This window comes from Synechococcus sp. MU1655, assembly GCF_023630655.1.
Classification (GTDB): Bacteria; Cyanobacteriota; Cyanobacteriia; order PCC-6307; family Cyanobiaceae; genus Synechococcus_C.
Map to the genome: position 1 here is coordinate 1 of NZ_JAKUHK010000236.1, position 3,218 is coordinate 3,218.

The 3,218-nt window shown below is 58.2% G+C and carries 2 protein-coding genes; one reads left to right on the forward strand and one right to left on the reverse strand.

Going from position 1 to position 3,218, the window contains the following annotated elements; translation table 11 throughout:
• The coding region (locus tag NCN04_RS09925) for an ABC transporter ATP-binding protein (RefSeq protein WP_250395985.1) at positions 1–1,469 on the reverse strand (1,469 nt) is incomplete at its 3' end.
• A gap of 55 nt (positions 1,470–1,524) precedes the next feature.
• Here NCN04_RS09925 and NCN04_RS09930 point away from each other — a divergent pair.
• A partial coding sequence (locus NCN04_RS09930; RefSeq protein ID WP_250395986.1) for a RelA/SpoT family protein occupies positions 1,525–3,218 on the forward strand: 1,694 nt, incomplete at its 3' end.

The following is a 3,218-nucleotide window of genomic DNA, read 5'->3' on the forward strand; positions in this document are numbered from 1 at the left end:
CTCGCCACCGAGAGGTCATGGGTCACGAAAATCATCGCCAGGCCTAAGTCTTGCTGCAGACGTCTCAGCAGGGCCAGGACTTCAGCTTGGATCTCCGCATCGAGCATGCTCACGCTCTCATCGCAGATCAGCACCTGCGGGCCTAGAGCCAAAGCGCGAGCAATGGCGACGCGTTGCTGCTGGCCACCGGACAGTTGCTTGGGCAGTCGATTTTGAAAATGATCTGCTGGTGAAAGGCCCACAAGCTCCAGAAGCTCCCTTGCCCGTTCTCGAGCGGCTGCCCGCGAGGCGAGGCCATGGATCAGCAGGGGGTCTGCGATGGCGTCGGCCACGCTGAGGGCTGGATTCAGGCAGGCCAGCGGGTCTTGAAACACCATCTGAATGGTGCGTCTTGCTTGTCGTTCAGCGCTGCCACGCAGTTGGAGCAGGTTTTGGGTTTGGAGCCAAACCTCGCCTCCGCGAATTGGGGTAAGGCCCATCAAGGCTCGGCAAAGGGTGCTTTTCCCGCAGCCAGAGCCACCCACCACGCCCAACGATTCACCGGATTGCAAGGTGAAGCTCACGCCATCCACCGCTTTCAGCCAGTTGGGAGACCAGGGCGGACCTCCGAGGTTGTGCCAACAGCGCAATCCTTCCACCTGCAGCACTGCTGTGCCGTCAGGTTTGCCCGGCGTATTGCCTCCTTCCCTGGCCCTGGCGGCTGTGACGAGCCGCTTTCCGATCTCAGATTGGGGGTGGGTCAGCACTTGATCGCTGCTGTTTTGTTCCACAAGACGGCCCCCGTCCAAGACCGCCATGTCTTCACACCAGCGGTTGGCCATAGCCAAGTCATGGGTGATGAGCAGGAGGGCGCTTCCCAGCTCTTCGCAAAGAGTTCGCAGCACCGCCATCACCTGCCCCGCAACCGCAACATCCAGGCTGGTGGTTGGTTCGTCGGCGATGACAAGGGGGGGTGCGAGTGCAATGGCCAGTGCGATGGCTAAGCGCTGACGCATGCCACCACTGAATTCGTGGGGATAGGCCCGAAAACGCTCGGCCCCGATACCCACCTGTTCCAGCAGGCTTTCAGCGCGGTCTTTCCGCTCTTGATGCCCCATCGTCGGCCGGTGCGCAGCGAAGGTGTCGAGGAGGTGCCCACCCACGGTCATCAGTGGATTCAGGCGCGTCATCGGGTCCTGAAACACCAGGCCGACCGCTTCTCCGCGCAGGGCGCGCAAGGCAGGCCGACTGAGTTGGCGTGGATCTTGACCATTGAGACGTAGATCTCCTTCGCAGCAGCTCCCTGGAGGTAAGAGCTGCAATGCAGCTCGCGCCACTGTGCTCTTCCCGCATCCAGACGGCCCAACAAGTGCCAAGCGATCTCCCGATTTCAGGCTGAGATCCAATCCATCCAGCGTCCAGGACTCACTTCCTGGGTAGCGCAGACGCAACTGATTCAGCGTCAGAACCGTTTCTGGCGCGTTGGGCATGAAACAAAGCACGGTGCCTCATGCCTACATACCATGGATGCACCCGCCGGGTTGGATGCTCAACGCAACCTCTGCACCCGATCCCTCCCAGACTCAGTCTGGATCGACTCCTGCGGTCTGCGGTTTAACGGCGTTGCGCGAACGTCCGCTCCGCTTGCCCGATGACTATGGCATCGAGCTTCCTGACTGGTTGAAGCAGTGCCTGATTCACGTTCCTCCCGGCATCGGACACAGTTGTCCGACCGATCCAGAGGCCCTGCTAGCGGCTGCTTTTGATTTTGCGTTTCAGCTGCATGAGGGGCAGTTCCGCGCCAGCGGTGATCCCTACATCGTGCATCCGGTGGCCGTTGCAGATTTGCTGCGGGACATTGGTGCGAGTGCCAGCGTGATTGCAGCGGGTTTCCTCCATGATGTGGTGGAAGACACGGATGTGACACCAGATCAGCTCCAAAGCCATTTCGGCCCAGAGGTTCGTGAGTTGGTGGAAGGCGTCACCAAGCTGGGAGGCCTTCATTTCACCAATCGGACGGAGGCTCAAGCTGAGAATCTGCGCAAGATGTTTCTGGCGATGGCCAGTGATATTCGTGTGGTGTTGGTGAAGCTGGCCGATCGTTTGCACAACATGCGCACGATCGGTGCGCTCAAGGAGGAGAAACGGCAGCGCATCGCCAGGGAAACGCGAGAGATTTACGCACCGCTTGCCAATCGCCTGGGGATTGGTCGCTTCAAATGGGAACTCGAAGATCTCTCCTTCAAGTTGCTGGAGCCTGAGGCCTTCCGCGAAATGCAGCAGGAGGTTTCAACCAAGCGCAGTGAGCGGGAGGATCGCCTCTCCGTCACGGTGCAGTTGCTCTGTGATCGCTTGGCTGCCGTGGGCCTCGACAGCTGTGAGGTGAGTGGTCGCCCGAAACATCTCTATGGCATCTGGACCAAGATGCAACGCCAGCAGAAGGAGTTCCACGAGATCTACGACGTGGCTGCGTTACGGATCCTGACGCCGAATGTCGAGACCTGTTATCGCGCCCTTGCTGTGGTGCACGACACGTTCAGGCCCATCCCAGGCCGGTTCAAGGACTACATCGGCTTGCCTAAACCCAATGGTTATCAATCACTTCACACCGCAGTAATCGGACGCCATCGTCCGATCGAGGTGCAGATTCGTACCTGGGACATGCATCAGGTGTCGGAGTTCGGCATTGCTGCCCACTGGAAGTACAAGGAGGGTGGATCCCCCGCTACTGGTGGAGATACGGAGCGTTTTAACTGGTTGCGTCAGCTCGTGGATTGGCAGCAGGAAGGGGGCGCGGATGATCACAACGACTACCTGGCTTCGATCAAGGAAGATCTTTTTGACGAGGAGGTGTTTGTGTTCACTCCTAAGGGCGATGTTCTGGGGCTTCGTAAGGGGTCAACTGCGGTTGATTTTGCTTTTCGTATTCACTCTGAGGTGGGAAATCATTGTCATGGAGTAAGAATTAACGATCGGCTCTTGCCCCTTTCGACCCCGCTTCAAAATGGTGACTTCATTGATATTCTCACCTCAAAAAATGCCCATCCAAGTTTGGATTGGCTCAATTTTGTAGCGACTCCAACGGCGCGAAATCGCATTCGTCAGTGGTACAAACGCAGTCATCGTGACGAGACGATTGATCGCGGTAAAGAGCTGCTTGAACGTGAGCTGGGACGCAGTGGTTTTGATGCTCTGCTTGGCAGTGAAGCGATGCTCAGGGTGGCTGAGCGCTGCAACTT